We start from the raw sequence: 16,538 nt of genomic DNA on the forward strand, positions 1-16,538 counted from the left end.
ACCTCCCTTCAAACTACAACATGCCATCGGTCACGAATTTTCGTTATCCAATCCTCACAGCTCACTTGCTCTGAGAAGGGAATTGCCGCTTTTATCCTGGTAAATTTGCGCCGTACGTAGTACCCCTGCCCAGGTGGCAGGACTTTTAGTCCACCAGTAGCGGCGTTCGCCTCCGAATAAGGGATACGAAAGAACGATAGATCATTCGAATCTAGTGTTCCAAATAGCATACCGCTTTGGCTTGCCTTGACATCATTAAACCAGTCCACACCAAAGGTAGGAAAATCAGATGGCACACCCGAGAGCACGACATGCACATTGCGATCACGTCCCAACCGTACAATGGCGGAGAGCTGATCCTTTATCATAAAATCATTCAGTTGCTTGCTTAACATATCCGCATCATCAATGACCAGGAGCAATTCGGGATCATTCCCCTCCTTGTTCCGTTGTTGAACAATATCATACACTTGCTGTACCAGAGGTCCCATTTCTTCCTCACTTTCAGCAGCAGCCTTAACATGAGGAAGATGTCGTAATCTAGATAGTCCCCCGCCTCCATAGCGTGTATCAATCGTATAGACTTCCAATTGATCGGGTGATGTGTAATAAGCCAGCGATATAATCCAGCTCATTAGAAAGGAGGTTTTTCCACCCTCCATTGGACTACCCACAATAAAATTGGGCCCTTCTTTCAGATTCAGGAGAAAAGGCTCAAGATCGTCACTCTGTAGGCCTACAGGTACTTCGTAAGGTAGTGCGCCCGATGGTCCACTTGTCCTATCCCACTGCTGAAGCAGTTCCGATAGTGGAATCCGCTCAGGTAATGGTAGGATAGCTGGTGCGTGCTTGCCTTTCCATTCCTGCACAATGCCAGCAATATTGCGGCGTAGCCGTGCTGATCGCTCCGCCTCATCTTCTCCTGGTGAAGGCAGTGCCGTCTGGAACTCCAGCGGAGGAACATGCCCTTTAACCAGAGCGCGACCTGGAATTAACGGTCCTGGCGTTTTGGCTGGTCGCCCTACCGCATAGTAATAGTCACTCGGGTCGGACATTTCAAAAGAAACTGCATTCGGTATGTTACTGCGGAATTTCTCAAACACATCGGTAATCCGGTTCGCTGTAATGATAAACGTGATGCCTAGACTACCTCCTTCTCGCAAAAGAGATTCCAACAGTTCATTTTCATCTGGATAAGCATTACGGAAATTAAGATATCCATCAATAACTACGATAATTTGCGGGATATCCTCGACAGCAGAACGTCGATAAGAGCTTATTGTTTTGACTCCAGCCTCGGAAAGCATTTCCTTGCGTACGGCCACCATCTTGAACAGATAACGGAACAATCGCTTGATCCGGTCATCCTCCTCAGCCATCATAACAGCCCCGATTTGGGGAAGTTCCCCAAAGTCGCGCATCGTTCGACCCATGTCAATGATATAACCGTTCCAATGATTCGCAGCAAAACGCTGAGCCGTGGACATCAGCAACGTATGCAAAAAGGTTGTTTTCCCCATGCCGGGCATGCCATACACAGCCCAATGACCATGATCTAGCGATGCATAAATTGGCTCCTGTCGCTGATTCGGCAAATCATCCACTAGACCAATAAGAGCCTTCAGCTCCAAAGGTGATGATGTACTATCTATTTCGGTGCATGCCGGCAAATTTGTTAAATCCAGCAATTCAGGCAGCGGCGGAAGCCACGGTCCCTGAAGCCGTTCGATCCCTGCCTTAGCAGCCTCATTCGCAATATAATCAATAAATACTTGAAGCTGTTTAGGGGCTTCTTCTCCTTTTAAGCCCGAGCTTGCCCGTTCGCCGCCCGTCAGTAGCGCTTCACGTTTTCCGTTCAGTCTCACTTCATGTACAGGTAGTGCAGAAGAAATATCGCTGTTGCCTATATACGGCGCACCGCTCCAAGCAAACTGCATCTCTTCAAATACTTCGTCACTACCCACTTGGAAATATCCTCGTCCCGGCTTCGTAATCCACGCGGCATTCGGTATTTTCAACATGTCACGGCTATCGCCTTCGCTTTGCACCCGTAAGCAGATGCGGAATCTGGAGTTACTCCAAATCTTGTCATCCACGACACCTGCGGGCTTTTGCGTCGCCAAAATCAAATGGACACCTAGTGTCCGCCCAATCGCAGCAATACTGATTAGCTCGTCCATAAACTCTGGCTGATCCCGCTTTAATTGTGCAAATTCATCAATAATAATAACCAGATGAGGCAGCGGTTGTTCCTGCCGCTGCCGGAGTAGTCTGTAATATTCATCAATATGCTGTAAATTGCCTGCATCGTTCAATATCTTCTGCCGACGAACCAGTTCTGCTTTAAGAGATATTTTGGCACGTTCAATCAAATTATTGTCCAAGTTCGTGATCGTACCCACAACATGCGGCAAGTTAACGAACGTGTTGGACATGCCTCCACCCTTGTAATCGATCAGCATAAAAGCAAGATCATGCGGATGAAACTCGGCAGCAAGCGAGGCTACAATGGACTGGATAACCTCACTCTTTCCTGAACCCGTTGTACCGGCGATCAAGCCATGGGGACCATGCCCTTGACGCTCTATCTTATCATGCAGGTTAATCATAATCTTCTTGCCGCCTGCTCGCACGCCCATTGGCACAGGTAAGGTATCAGGATGGCGGTTACGTCGCCACCGATCTGCCACATCTAGTTCTTCCACACTTGCTACGCTCATCATATCAAACAGAGGCAGCACAGCGGGAATATCAGAAGCAGAGGAACGCTTCAAGCGAATAGGAGCCATGTACCGCGCTAATGCATCGGCTTCCTCTTTTGACAAACGATCCGGTTTAAAACTTTGCTGTTCAACCTCCGCCGACTCTGATTTACGGGCATATACGCCCTGCTCTTTGGAAGCCTCCACAATCAGCTGACACTGCATCGGCAAAGCCTCTTTACGAGAAGCCAGCACAATCGTACACGCATCAATGGTTCGGCCGTCTTCCAATAACAACGGCAGTAACGGTTCTTCCTCAATCAGCTGGGTGTCAGATAAAACAACGACATAACAAGGGACTTCCATCCCTTTGCCTTGACGCTCATTACGATTATTTTTACGGCGGTTCAGTCTGGCAAACAGAAAATCTGCTAATTGATGTGCACTACTACTGCGGTCTGACATCATTCTCTGGATTCGGTCATCATCCCACACATGTGGAAGCCAGCGCATCCAGGTCCATTCACTTTCCTCTCGCTCGTCATAGAAGGAAGCAATTTTCACTTCATCTGGCGAGTGACGAACCGTCACTTGTGCCAAAATGACTCTTAACGCAGCAAGGGTATGTTCCCGATCGCCGACCAATCCAACCACTTTGGATTGAAACAGCGGTAATGCAATGGAAGCAGCGTCTACCAGACGAAATTCTTCTTCCAGTTCATCCGCAGCTCCCAACAAAGGATCTCGGTCATAACCGTCTGGGCGTGGAATTTGCAATTTTATATGAAAGGGAACTTGTCCAGTTCCAATACGCACCTGCAAAAAGTCCTCATCCTCCGGTGATCGTTCCCAAAGTGAACTGTTGCGGTTTTTGACAATTTGAGTGCATATTTGCGGGTCACCGTGAATTTCATATAGTGTGCGAATTTGCTCCTCGCGTTTCATTTCAAGTTCTTCACGATGCTTTTGGAGCTGTTCCCGGTACATGCGGTCCCGTTCCTCTAGCTTGCGCTTGTATTCCTTCTTATTATTTAGATAGACAAAAAAAGGAATCGTATAAGATGTAAGCATCATGACCACAGTGACCATTTGGAACATCAAATAGTTACTGTTGCCCATCTTGCCTGTTTTGCTCATATATACGTAAAAGCCTATAGTCACCAACGTCATCATTAACGGAATAAGTATAGATATAATAGAAAAAGACGGCTTGCTCGGCTCAGCCGGAGGCCGTAAAATCTCCAGCTTCTCCTCTCGGAGCGCCGGCCTTAATCTCGGGGATCGCTGGTATAATGCATTCAAGACAAAAGTCCCCCTTTTCGCTTACTATTTCATTTTACCAAGGTTTCATATAATTTCATGTGTGTATTTACCCATTTTTTTCATTTTGAAACAGAGAACGCCTTCCATACACAGGCGCTTCGTCCTGAGTTGTCGAAAAAGCGCGCTGAATACGCACAGTACAGCCTTCCCGCAAGCCGGATCCTGTAAGTAGCTGGTTATCTCCCACCCTGAACCAGAGCCCTTCCGGGAACTTTGCTTCCATAATATATTGCATGCCTTCCGCCGGAGGCTCGCCGAAAATGCGCACACCCAGCATCAGCTTTAAATGTTCCACCGAGTATTCATCAGCTACCTCGATGTCAAACCACTCTGTTTCCTGTCGTCCTGAAAGCACGGTCAGGATCATCTGTCATCCCTCCCGATCCTTAATATATAGCAAAGTTCACGCAAAAAGCCTATTTCCACGGAAATATGGCTATCGTAACTGTAGCATCCGACTATTAGACTGTCAATTTGTTACAAAATACCCACTCCAAAAATAAAATAGTGACTTTGGTCATAGTTTCTCATATTAGTAGAGTCATTGGTATCAATAATATGTATTGGATCGGTTCTAATATGGGTATATACGTCATTTTGTCGATTAGTTAGAACTAAATTCGATTGTTACCTAGATTGTTGTGAACACTTTGTAAATTTTTCAGACCTTTATGTTTTTATAAGGTGTTTTTAAGGTAATTTTAAGAAACGGGCACTACAATTAAGCCATGAAATAACTCAGGCGAGGTGATTTTTGTGAGAACATTAATTACATTTCAAAACAAACGTATTCCCGTATACTTCAATCAAGAAAATAAGCAACCAGTACAAAAAACATTAAAACTTCTAAGTAACACTTTGGAGAATAAAATCTCCAGCGGCAAGCGTGCCCTTCAAAAATGCCTTAACTCTTTGATCAGTATAGAGATTGTCGGTTGTGAAGCCATCCTGCATAGTGTTAGTGAAAATGATTCATTGGCATTGTCCCTCTATTAAGAGGGACTTTTTTTTGTCCACTTTAGACACACAAAAAAGAGAGGGACATTTCAGCACCCTCTCCATATCAGCAGCTTTAAAACATGATACATGTGACTTACCGCAGCTTATGGATTGATCAGACTTTATTTAAAGTATTCTGCGATAACCTTTTTTACCGCCTCGTTCCTTATTCTGCGCCTTCTCAATCCGTATTCTAAACAGTTCTAGTAAATTAGCGCGTGTATGCTCTTCCCGGCAGTTGTCCAGCTTTTTTAAGATAAAACGGTCAATGGACATATGACTCAGGCTCCTTTACAGCAAGCTGCCCCTGCTTTTCAAGGGGATGATCAGGCTATCCATTTTTAACCATTCTGCCTGTTGTTTAAACAGGTACGTTCCTTATAGGATAAAGCAGGCGGGATTACATACCCTTTAATAAGGGTAAATACATAAAGTTTCGATAATTTTATCACGTTAAGCCTGGAAGCTATGGACAAGGAGCGAACAAAAACCATGAGTAAACACATGATTACCAAAATAGTCTGCAACCTTTTATTCGCATTCTTAATTCTAACGATGCTGGCTGCATGCAGCAGGGAAAAAGCTTCAACCCGGAGTATAGCCCAACATGAAGCTGAAGCACGTGCCTACACCGTAACGGGTAATCCCAACCAAGGTGCATCATCCCTTGATGAACGAGCTGCCAATCATACACCTGTCCATCAGCAAGGCAGCAGCTATGTCGAAATATCAGGTGGCGTCAGCATTGATAAAAATACCGTGAAGGTTACAGGACATTCCAACCTCCCGGCCGGAGCACGGATCAAAGGGAATCTTGCGGTCAAAAACTCCCTGTTAACTGGGTACACGGATGAGACAACCGTTCAAAAGGACGGAAGTTTTGTACTCCAGGTACAACGCCCCGGAATACAGGGCAGTATGGATCTGACTGTTCTGTTCCGTCCAGATGACCAAGACAATGAAATACGAAATCTGTATGGCAGCGGTGGCAACAAATTGGAAGGTCCTTATGTATATCAATACGAAGAAAACAAACAGCTTCTGTATGAAGTTCGGATTGGGGCTGAATTTGATCCTGAACAAGAACGCAATACCCCTTTAGTTAAGCCCGTCTGGAACAAACCTAAGGACTACGGCAGCCCTCAAGTGTGGATTAAGCCTGATGTGAAGCAAGAGGGTAACTATTATCATGTATATGCGCGCAGCAATTTGCTGGAAGGGTCGGACGTCAAACTCAAGATTGATTTTCCGGGACGATGGCAGTTTGGCTACGATGATCAAACCAAAGTTATGCCTGACGGCTCCTTCAGCATGAGGGTCAAAAAGCCGAGCCTTGCCAACCGCTACATCATAGTCATAAGTTTCGAACCAAACGAAGATATGTGGACCAACGCCAAACAGGCGTATGGTACACAAGGAGAACGTCTTTCGGGACCGTTAGTCAAATCTGCAGACGAAAAAGAGGGCTCCAAACAGATTGAAGCCCGTATCCCTATCCAACCCAAATCGTAACTAAACGCAGCATCTAACTTAAAGTTACGGCCGTTCGCCATGAAATACGCTTCACAGATACAGTCTATGACGCGGTTTCCACGTATGAGTAGATACAGAGTCTCATGTCGTCTAGCCGCTACGGCTGTATCGTGACTGGCGTGCCTATACTTACCCTCTCCTGAAGCTCAAGCACATCCTTATTCTGCATTCGAATGCAGCCATGTGACACCATCTTGCCAATGGACCATGGCTCATTGGTGCCGTGAATGCCATAATGCGGCTTGGACAGCCCCATCCAGAACGCTCCGAAAGGTCCGCCCGGATTAGGTTGTTTGTTAATAATCGTAAATTGCCCATGCGGTGTCTGTGTAGCCAGCTTGCCAATACCGACTGGATAATTAAGAACAATCTGATCTCCATCCTTCAAATATAAACGACGATCCGATAAATCCACCACAATGCTGTAGTTCGGCATATATTCACCCCTTTATACCATATGCCGACTACAACATAGATTTTCGTATATTTTTACATTTGATACTTCACTGCAGTTCGGCTCACCACTCCACATCACGTCGCCAGCCACTTCGCTGATCCCTACGCCCCGGGGTTGTGCTTGAACGACTATCTTTCCTGCGCCGGTCTGCTTCCTTACGCGCCTGATATTCCAGTTCCCGCTGCATTTTGCGATAATTGTTCACTCTGGATTCCGACAATTCCCCTCTCTCTATAGCTTCCTCCACTGCACATCCAGCTTCGCCCTTATGCTTGCAATCTGCAAAACGGCACTGCTGCGCCGTTTCCATAATATCCGTGAAGGTATGAGCGACACCCATGGAATCATCCCATAGATTAAGCTCGCGCATACCAGGTGTATCCAGCAAAACGGCTTGCTTTGCGATAGGAAAAAGCTGTCGGTGAGTGGTTGTGTGCCTGCCCCGACTGTCTTCCTCCCTCACATCCTGTGTCAGTTGAACCTCAGACTCGGAGAGCCAGTTTACTATCGTGGATTTGCCACTACCGGAAGAGCCTGTCAAAGCAACTGTAGAGCCAGGCTGAAGAAACGTCTCCAGTTGCTCTCTGCCTTCATTCTGCAAAGCAGAAATAACGATAACAGGTACACCAGGGGCAACTCCCTCCGCTTCAGCAACCCGTTGTTCGACATCTTCACAAAGGTCACTCTTACTCAAAACGACAACCGGGTTTACCCCGCTGTTCCAAGCCATAATTAAATACCGTTCCAGTCTGCGCATATTAAAATCATGATTCAGCGCATTAACAAGGAACAGCGTATCCACATTGGTAGCGATCAGCTGCTCCCTCGTCTCAAAGCCCGCTGCCTGTCTAGATATTCGACTTTTCCGCGGCAAGACGGCATGAATTACTGCATCCGACACTTCATCTGGCGTAGTGATTGCTAGCCAGTCCCCTACAGCAGGCATTTCCGCCGGATCGACAACAGCATGTCGTAGCTTACCTGAAGACACTCCCCAGCGTTCTCCATCCATTGTGATAAGCTTCACCTTTTGTCCATAATCGGCAATCAAGCGAGCAGGACGTACCTGTGTATTTCCTGTGCGTTCCTCAAAGCCTTGCTTCCATTGGTCCCAAAAAACGTTCCAGTAATCAGACCAACCGTATTCATGTATACTCATTGTTTTCCTCCTGAATTCATTGTTCATTTTTGATCGTAATGTTATTTGATAGGTGTACATTTTCTCCCCGCATGCGAACAACGCGAAAAATCCGCAGGGGTTTCCCTGCGGAGGGTATACGATTCAGGTCGATGCGATCCGTTCGTTCACTTAAGCAAGCAGTCTCACAGACCACTCCCCAGAACCAACAACTGGATAACAAGACGCCTAACCATAAAAAATCCGCAGGGAATCACTCCCTGCGGATTTCGTTGGTTCTACTGTCCAACCAACTGCTAAGCCAAGACCATAGATCTATACAGTCTTTAACCGTGCATTGTCCGTGCGGGAGACAAGTCATTCTGCTGCTGAACCCATCCATTCATGTTCGTACGCATATAACATCGCCTCCTCCTAAAATTTCCTTTATCATACAAGTCCATCAATTGTCTGTCAAGGCGGCTACGAAACTTTTTTGAAATCTTGGTCAAGTTTCGTTTAGCGTACCTGATCCCAGCGCGTCCACATCTCACGCGGGTTCAATTCGTACATTTCCCGTTCCCTGTACATAAACTGATGCATAATCAGCTCACGCCGAATCGTTGCAAAATCCTCATGGTATTGCTTGATCCACTCGTTTAATTCACGTTCAGGATACATGCGGCCTGGCTCCAGCTTTTCTGCTAGCATCTGAAGTACGATCAATTTTTTCTTATACTGCGCAGGGATTTGGCGCAACTTGCCGTCCTTGGAAAAAAAATTGCGTAAGACCGATGCCTCTAGCGTTTCATTCAACTCTGACATCTCTTCCTCCCCCTCTCCTTTTTCGAAAATAAATCGCGCCGTCGCCTCGGCATGCTGCCGGATCAATTCTGGATTCAGTGTAAAATACACCGTGTTTTTATCACGTCGTTCCTTAATCAACCCAGTCTCACGAAGTTTGGAAGCATGATGCGTAACAGTCGGTTGGGACAAATTCAGCTTTTTCGCCAAAGCTTGGCCATGCATCTCCCCACGAGACAAAAGAAGTAATATCCGCATTCGCGTTGGATCAGCAAGTGCTTTATGATAATTGACCATTTTATCCAGTTGCATCGTTATTGCACCTCTTTTCACTAGTACATACTTGCTATGCAAACGAATTCAATCACATAAATTAGATATATATCTAATTATATGTTTGCTAAAAGTGGCTGTCAATCTTCACCGTCCGTCATCTCTTTCTGAAAACGGCTGGATATTGTGTTCGCATTGCGGTAGGATTATTATTTGAAAACTTCTCACATACTGAGCTATTTGCTTCAATCCTGAGAGCTGTTTTTAATCGTCAAAATATTGTTAACCCTACAAAACTGGCGTAATAAACCAATACAACTGGAGGTTCATCCAAATGCACGACGTAATCATTATCGGTGGCGGACCCTGCGGACTATCCGCTGCAATCGAATGCAGCCGCAGAGGTTTGCAAACTGTCATTATTGAAAAAAGCAACATCGTTCACTCCATTTTTCTGTATCCGACGAACATGCAGTTTTTTAGCACCGCCGAACTACTGGAAATCGGTGATGTACCGTTCAGCACCCCTAATGACAAACCTTTTCGTCATGAAGCACTGGCGTACTATCGTAAAGTAGCTACACATTATAACTTGAACATTCAGCATTATGAGGAGGCCCAGTCTATTCATCGCCAGGATGACGGTACATTTACTGTACATACCCTGAGCAAAGGAGAAATAACCAAAACGTATTCGTCACGCTATGTCGTTGTGGCTACAGGATATTTTGATCATCCGAACTATTTGGGCATTCCCGGGGAACAATTGGATAAAGTCACTCACTATTTCAGCGAAGCCCATCCCTATACAGGAACCCGAGTCGCAGTTATCGGTGGCAGTAACTCTGCGGTAGATGCTGCGATGGAATTGGTGCGGGTCGGAGCTACGATTGATATGGTATATCGTCGAAGCGAGTTGTCCCAATACATCAAGCCGTGGGTTCGTCCACTGTTTGACAGCATGGTACAAAAAGGGAAGATCACGCTGCACTTAGGCGCACGCATTACCGAAATTCATCCAGACCATGTCGTAGTCACTCCGCTGGACACTGAAGCATTCCGACTCGAAAATGATTTTGTACTGGCACTGACTGGATTTCACCCGGAGCGAAAACTGCTGGAGTCTGTCGGCGTCCACATGGCTGAGGATCTGGACAAACCAGAATTTAATCCTGCCACGATGGAAACGAACATCCCAGGTATATATGTCGCTGGGGTCATCGCTTCAGGCAGCAATGCCAATGAAGTGTTTATTGAAACAGGCCGCTGGCATGGGCGTCAAATCGCGGAGCATATCCAAAGCTAAATATACGAAGGAGAACATCTGTATGGATTACAGCTCACTTATCTTACTGGTATTGGCTGGTCTTGGGATTGTTAGTGGCAACTCTACCGTGACTATTGCCATGGTTGTATTACTGCTACTGCGGGTAACCAGCTTTCACACTGCTTTCCCCTGGCTTGAAAAGTATGGCCTGACGATCGGAATTATTATTTTGACGATCGGGGTCATGACCCCGCTAGCCAGCGGTAAAATCAGCATCAATCAGGTGATGGAGTCCTTCCTGCACTGGAAATCACTGCTCGCGATTGGTATCGGAATTCTGGTAGCCTACCTTGGCGGCCGCGGAGTAACTTTGATGTCTGGACAGCCCATTATTGTGACAGGTCTACTGATTGGGACCGTCATTGGCGTTGCCTTCTTTAAAGGAGTTCCTGTTGGACCTCTAATTGCTGCCGGATTGCTTTCCTTGTTAATTGGCCGCAGCTAAATTCGTACAACAAATATAGGAATAAATGATAGCAATCTGCATGTCGGGCTGAATTCAGTCCCGCTTTGTGGTATACTCATATCGCATAATTTGGTAAATGCAGGAGGCTTGACCGATGTCTCGACAATTTGTAACGGAAGCTGTAATGGTGGCTATATATGGCCAACTTCTTACATCTCCCGCCCCTGTGGAATATATGGTGCCTTACACATCACTGCTAGAGCTATACGAATTCCAGGATAGCACAGAGCCGCTCATGGATAATCCTATGGACGATCAACATGTGAAGCGGAAGGTAAGCGAGTTGATCAGTTATTTTGAGGAACCGTTGAATCAGAAAAAAATTCGGCGTGCGCTTCAGATGCCTTGGGCCAAGAGCTTGCCTATTCTATTCGATGCCAATACATCACTCATTATCATTAATGCTGTTGATACAGCACATTACGGAGAATATTTTGATCCAATTGAGACTGAACTGGTGTTAACAGCTCAGCGTGAATCATTACCCATTCTGACGGATCAATTGGACTGGATCCACCGCATTATCGAAGCTTCCGTACCTGTACATGTGTACGACATTGATGATTTTGATTTTGCACTCGATGGCCCGATACTTAACAACCCTTAACATACGACATACCCGCCTTAACCACAAAAAAGCGGCGGAGCATCATGTACAGGTTCATCTCCTGTAACACGATACTCCGCCGCTTTTCATGTCCAAGAACAATTATTTGCACGCTATGATTGACAGTGGAGTACTAAGCTTGTCCATCCTCAACATAGGTATAAATAATGTCATCATGTTCCTCCAAATACTTAACTTCCAGATGATGGCCCTTGAGATACCAGTAATCCTGGTCCTCCATATAAAACGTAATGCCAGCCGCTTCATGCTGTAATACGGGGTGCTGCGGAGGCTCTACGGCAATTCCCAGAGAAAAGCCTGGATGCAACCCACCGCCAGAGCTATAGCGAACAAAAAAACGGATCGAATCTCCACGTTTCAAACCAAGCTCCTTAATGTACCACTGTGCCGCAGGTTCAGTTACCTGTATGCTCATACGCTATTCTCATCTCCTTATACAATGACGTCTGCTAACTATATCATAGCATTTTTTAGAATGACCACCAACCGTCCTAACCCAGCCAGCTTCTTGGAAAGCCATATACATTTTTTTGAAAAAGGTTTGACAATTCGCAAAAAAGGGTGTTAAGATTCAACCATACGAGAACCATTTTGAAATTTATTACCAATTTGAACGATTACTCATGTTAGAATGAATCCATTTTGAGGAAGAAAGGAGTGTTACCGGTGCTAAAATTTCCTATTGCATTTTACCCACATCTACAAACACAACAACTTCATACCGGAGCATCTCCCCTGTCGCATCCTTCAGAATTGGGCCATTCATGTTGTATGGTTTAATACGAGTGGCTGCCTGCGTTTGAGCAGTTTTTCAGTGGTGAGTGTGCTGAAAATACCTGCGCGCCATATGATATTGAGATTTAAGGCATATCGTCTGCGGACGGTATGCCTTTTTTGCGCCTGTTGTCGGATCATACTTGTGGCAGCAAGCCCTGTTGTTTCTTCAAAATGGTACACAACTCTCGAATGAACTTGTCATGAAAGGATGGGATTCCTCTTGTTTTCAGTACTTAAAAATTTAAGCTGGTTTTTTAAAAGAGAACGAAGCCGATACTCCATTGGACTGTTTTTGCTGATAGCTGTTGGAGTACTGGAGCTTGCTCCACCTCGGCTGCTAGGTAGTGCCATTGATGAAATTGTGCGCGGTTCGATTTCCTGGTCCTCACTTTGGCATTATATTTTGTACATCATAGGCATTCTAGCCGTCATTTACTACATTACGTACATATGGATGCACAAGCTGTTTGGTGGTGCCAATCTGGTGGAGCGCTTACTGCGCACACGCTTTATGAATCATCTGCTGCGGATGACCCCTCCATTTTTTGAACGTAATCGCACTGGCGATCTGATGGCTCGTGCTACGAACGACCTTCGCTCCGTAGCAAGTACAGCGGGCTTCGGCATGCTGACACTGACAGACTCTACGGTCTATCTGAGCGTGGTATTAGTTGCCATGGGCACCCTAATCAGTTGGAAGCTGACACTGGCAGCTATCCTGCCCCTACCTTTTATTGCACTGGCTATGAGCATTTACGGTAAAGCCGTTCATGAGCGTTACACACTGGCACAAGATGCATTTGGTGATATGAACGATCAGGTGTTGGAATCCGTGGCTGGTATCCGGGTCATTCGCGCCTATGTGCAAGAGCGAATGGACGAAAAGCGTTTCGCTGATATTACTGACGATGTATTTCGTAAAAATCTGGCTGTCGCCCGGATGGATGCCCTCTTTGAACCAACAATCCGTTTATGTGTAGGACTTAGCTACGTCATTGGACTCGGGTATGGTATTTATCTGGTATTTCATAACGATATCACGCTAGGCGAATTGGTCTCCTTTAATATGTATCTAGGAATGATGATTTGGCCGATGTTTGCCATTGGAGAGCTGATTAACATTATGCAGCGCGGTAGCGCTTCACTGGACCGGGTCAATGAAACTCTCGATGTCCAGCCAGACGTTCAGGATGCCGCTCAACCTGTTCCAGTGGACCGCCTCGAATCCATCAGGATGAAAGACGTTACCTTCCGTTACCCTACCTCCACTATTGACAATCTGTCACATGTGAGTCTGGATCTCAAACGCGGAGAAACGCTAGGCGTCGTCGGTAGAACTGGCAGCGGAAAATCCACTCTGCTCAAACAGTTACTGCATGAATATCCGACGGGTAGCGGTGATATTTTAATCTCCGGCATACGTTTGGAGGACATTGCAGTAGAACAACTACACAGCTGGATCGGCTACGTGCCGCAAGAGCAAATTTTGTTTTCCAAATCAGTGCGCGAGAACATTCAATTCGGGAAACCTCATGCAGATGATGACGACATTATGGAAGCAATCCGTACTGCTGCCTTCGATCAGGATTTAGGTACCCTGTCTGACGGGCTGGATACACTGGTCGGAGAAAAAGGTATCGCCCTGTCTGGCGGCCAGAAGCAGCGCGTTTCGCTGGCACGCGCCTTTATCGGTGACCCGGATATTCTATTGCTCGACGATGCACTGTCTGCAGTAGATGCCCGGACGGAAGCTAGAATTATTGACAATATCCGACGCAAGCGCTCAGGTAAAACGACTCTGATCTCCACCCACCGCCTCTCCGCTGTAGAACATGCAGACCGGATCGTCGTGTTGGAGCAAGGACGCATTATTGAGGAAGGAACCCACAACGAGCTGCTTCAGACTGACGGATGGTACCGACAACAGTATGAACGGCAACAAGTGGAATCTGATCTGACCTCAGGGGAGGTATCCTAATGAAACCCAATATCGGCAAAAGGCTATTCCAGTACGCACTGACGAGCAAAGCAGGCTTTATCGCCGCTCTCATCGCTTTGGCTATCGGAGTAGCCGCCGAGCTGGCTGGTCCCTTCATCGCCAAAACGATGATCGACGACCATATGCTCGCTATTGAAAAACCATTTTATGAAACAACTCGTGTGGACGACGGCACTGTAAGCTATGCGGGAACCCACTTTAAGCGTGAAGATCGCTTTGAGTCCGGGGAGACTAAAGGTCGCGAAGCGAGAATTTTACAAGTTGGAAAATCTTTCGTATTTGTGGATGGCTCGGTTCAAGTGGCTGACGGTAATCGCTCCTTTACGAACGGAACGCTGACTGTGACACGCGGCTCCGACACCTTTCGCTATGAAGCCAAGGCTCTGACAGCTGATGAACTGTATAGCTTTTACAAACCGGAAATGCCCGGTATCTTTCAGCTGATTGGTTGGTATTGCTTCTTCCTGGTTATTTCCATTTTTGCTGAATTCGGCAAAACATACTGGCTGCAATCCTCGGCGAACAAGGTCATTCAAAAGCTTCGGCTTGATCTCTACGCGCACATCCAGCGGTTGCCAGTTTACTTTTTTGATAACTTGCCTGCAGGCAAAGTCGTATCCCGTGTTACGAATGACACTGAGGCAGTCAAAGATTTGTTTGTGGCTGTGCTCTCAAATTTCACTTCAGGGATTGTGACGATGGCAGGAGTATATGTTGCACTCTTTTTACTGGACTTCAGACTGGGCCTTATCTCTCTGTTTATTGTACCGTTAATGATCTTGTGGATTGTATTGTATCGCAAGGTCGCCACCCGCTATAATACGATTATTCGGTCCAGACTTAGTGAAATTAATGCGATTATCAATGAATCGATTCAAGGGATGTCCATTATTCGCGTGTTCCGCCACCAGAAGCAAACGCAGCAAGAGTTTGAAGAACTGAATGATGACTATATGAAGCATCAGAATAAAATGCTGAATTTGAACGCCTTCACTTCGCACAATTTAGTCAACGTGTTGAGAAATCTCGCCTTTGCCGTCGTGTTGTGGTATTTCGGATCTGAGGCGCTCGGAACGACAGGTAGTGCTGTTTCACTAGGCGTATTGTATGCCTTCGTCGATGTGCTGGGTCGACTGTTCCAACCTATGACGGGTATGGTCAACCAACTCGCCGTACTGGATACTTCTATCGTATCCTCAGGACGCGTATTTGAGTTGATGGACGAAACTGGAGAGCCGGTGACCGACGGCATGATGCCGCGCTACAAAGGCCAGGTAGAGTTTAACGACGTTTCCTTTGCCTACAAAAAGGATGATGTACTTAAGCATATCTCCTTTACAGCACAGCCCGGGCAAACGGTTGCCCTTGTCGGACATACCGGATCAGGCAAAAGTTCGATTATCAACCTGCTATTCCGGTTCTATGATCCGCAAAAAGGAACGATCACCATTGACGGAACGTCTGTCAAAGACATCCCTAAGCAATGGCTTCGCCATCATATGGGTATTGTTCTTCAAGATCCATATTTGTTCACAGGTACGGTAGCCTCCAATGTCAGTCTCGGAGACAGCCGAATCACGAGAGAACAGGTGAATAAAGCGCTGCATGATGTTGGAGCTGACAAATTGCTGGCCCATTTGCCGCAAGGATTCGATGAGCCCGTTATTGAGAAAGGTAGCACCTTATCAGCCGGACAACGCCAGCTTATTTCCTTCGCTCGTGCATTAGCCTTTGATCCGGCAATTTTAATTCTGGATGAAGCTACTGCCAATATTGACACCGAAACAGAAGCGCTCATCCAATCCGCTCTTGAGGTACTTAAGAAGGGACGTACGACCTTTATCATTGCTCACCGTTTGTCCACCATTCGCAGTGCGGACCAAATTTTGGTGCTGCATCGGGGTGAAATTGTTGAACGGGGTAGCCATGACGAGCTTATGGCCCAAGGCGGGCGTTACTTCCAAATGTATCAGCTCCAGTCGGGAACAGTTGCAACAGAATCCGATTCAATCTCTGCTACGCCTCCTGCGCAAAATGATTTACTTACTGGCAAAGTCAGCATTTAAAGCTAGAATAGCCCTATTGCTCAGGACTAACGATGAACATTTGGCATGAAAAAACCAGCAAGTCTCC

At 46.3% G+C, this 16,538-nt stretch carries 14 protein-coding genes; 7 read left to right on the forward strand and 7 right to left on the reverse strand.

What is annotated here, in order from left to right; translation table 11 throughout:
* Positions 1-8: 8 nt before the first annotated feature.
* Positions 9-4,004, reverse strand: a complete 3,996-nt coding sequence (gene essC, locus ACEN8J_RS12020) for a type VII secretion protein EssC (RefSeq protein ID WP_495594527.1) — start codon at positions 4,002-4,004, stop codon at positions 9-11.
* Between the two features lie 67 nt (positions 4,005-4,071).
* Positions 4,072-4,392 carry a hypothetical protein gene (locus tag ACEN8J_RS12025; RefSeq protein ID WP_029517061.1) on the reverse strand — a complete coding sequence of 107 codons (321 nt, stop codon included), beginning with the start codon at positions 4,390-4,392 and terminating at the stop codon, positions 4,072-4,074.
* A gap of 389 nt (positions 4,393-4,781) precedes the next feature.
* Between ACEN8J_RS12025 and ACEN8J_RS12030 the strand changes: the two genes are divergently transcribed.
* Positions 4,782-5,021 (forward strand): hypothetical protein, encoded by a 240-nt coding sequence (locus tag ACEN8J_RS12030; RefSeq protein ID WP_013370782.1) that lies wholly within the window; start codon positions 4,782-4,784, stop codon positions 5,019-5,021.
* Between the two features lie 129 nt (positions 5,022-5,150).
* Here the strand turns inward: ACEN8J_RS12030 and ACEN8J_RS12035 are convergent, their stop codons facing one another.
* On the reverse strand, positions 5,151-5,300 hold the full coding sequence (locus ACEN8J_RS12035) for a hypothetical protein (RefSeq protein WP_023988262.1): 150 nt from the start codon (positions 5,298-5,300) through the stop codon (positions 5,151-5,153).
* Positions 5,301-5,516: 216 nt separating this feature from the next.
* Between ACEN8J_RS12035 and ACEN8J_RS12040 the strand changes: the two genes are divergently transcribed.
* Positions 5,517-6,536, forward strand: a complete 1,020-nt coding sequence (locus ACEN8J_RS12040; RefSeq protein ID WP_209018285.1) for a flagellar motor protein MotB — start codon at positions 5,517-5,519, stop codon at positions 6,534-6,536.
* A gap of 118 nt (positions 6,537-6,654) precedes the next feature.
* Here the strand turns inward: ACEN8J_RS12040 and ACEN8J_RS12045 are convergent, their stop codons facing one another.
* From ACEN8J_RS12045 to ACEN8J_RS12055, 3 genes are all read right to left on the reverse strand, one after another.
* Complete coding sequence (locus tag ACEN8J_RS12045; RefSeq protein ID WP_029517059.1) at positions 6,655-6,993, reverse strand: L,D-transpeptidase; 339 nt, start codon at positions 6,991-6,993, stop codon at positions 6,655-6,657.
* 82 nt (positions 6,994-7,075) lie between these two features.
* A complete protein-coding gene (gene rsgA, locus ACEN8J_RS12050; RefSeq protein ID WP_029517058.1) occupies positions 7,076-8,173 on the reverse strand; it encodes a ribosome small subunit-dependent GTPase A in 1,098 nt (365 codons plus the stop codon).
* Between the two features lie 477 nt (positions 8,174-8,650).
* Positions 8,651-9,247, reverse strand: a complete 597-nt coding sequence (locus tag ACEN8J_RS12055; RefSeq protein ID WP_495594528.1) for a DUF2087 domain-containing protein — start codon at positions 9,245-9,247, stop codon at positions 8,651-8,653.
* Between the two features lie 295 nt (positions 9,248-9,542).
* Here ACEN8J_RS12055 and ACEN8J_RS12060 point away from each other — a divergent pair, with 295 nt between their 5' ends.
* From ACEN8J_RS12060 to ACEN8J_RS12070, 3 genes are all read left to right on the forward strand, one after another.
* A complete protein-coding gene (locus ACEN8J_RS12060) occupies positions 9,543-10,514 on the forward strand; it encodes a YpdA family putative bacillithiol disulfide reductase (RefSeq protein WP_480282403.1) in 972 nt (323 codons plus the stop codon).
* Positions 10,515-10,536: 22 nt separating this feature from the next.
* Complete coding sequence (locus ACEN8J_RS12065) at positions 10,537-10,980, forward strand: DUF441 domain-containing protein (RefSeq protein WP_029517055.1); 444 nt, start codon at positions 10,537-10,539, stop codon at positions 10,978-10,980.
* 115 nt (positions 10,981-11,095) lie between these two features.
* Positions 11,096-11,608: a hypothetical protein gene (locus ACEN8J_RS12070; protein ID WP_039273552.1), complete on the forward strand. Its 513-nt coding sequence runs from the start codon at positions 11,096-11,098 to the stop codon at positions 11,606-11,608.
* Between the two features lie 133 nt (positions 11,609-11,741).
* Here the strand turns inward: ACEN8J_RS12070 and ACEN8J_RS12075 are convergent, their stop codons facing one another.
* Positions 11,742-12,044 (reverse strand): HesB/YadR/YfhF family protein, encoded by a 303-nt coding sequence (locus tag ACEN8J_RS12075; RefSeq protein WP_039273555.1) that lies wholly within the window; start codon positions 12,042-12,044, stop codon positions 11,742-11,744.
* A gap of 582 nt (positions 12,045-12,626) precedes the next feature.
* Between ACEN8J_RS12075 and ACEN8J_RS12080 the strand changes: the two genes are divergently transcribed.
* Both ACEN8J_RS12080 and ACEN8J_RS12085 read left to right on the forward strand, forming a co-directional pair.
* Positions 12,627-14,384: an ABC transporter ATP-binding protein gene (locus tag ACEN8J_RS12080; protein WP_495594529.1), complete on the forward strand. Its 1,758-nt coding sequence runs from the start codon at positions 12,627-12,629 to the stop codon at positions 14,382-14,384.
* Entirely contained in the window at positions 14,384-16,471 is a 2,088-nt protein-coding gene (locus ACEN8J_RS12085) for an ABC transporter ATP-binding protein (protein WP_495594530.1), read from the forward strand. Before ACEN8J_RS12080 ends, ACEN8J_RS12085 begins: the two co-directional genes overlap by 1 nt.
* Positions 16,472-16,538 lie beyond the last annotated feature (67 nt).

It is taken from the genome of Paenibacillus sp. Paensp38 (genome assembly GCF_059491915.1).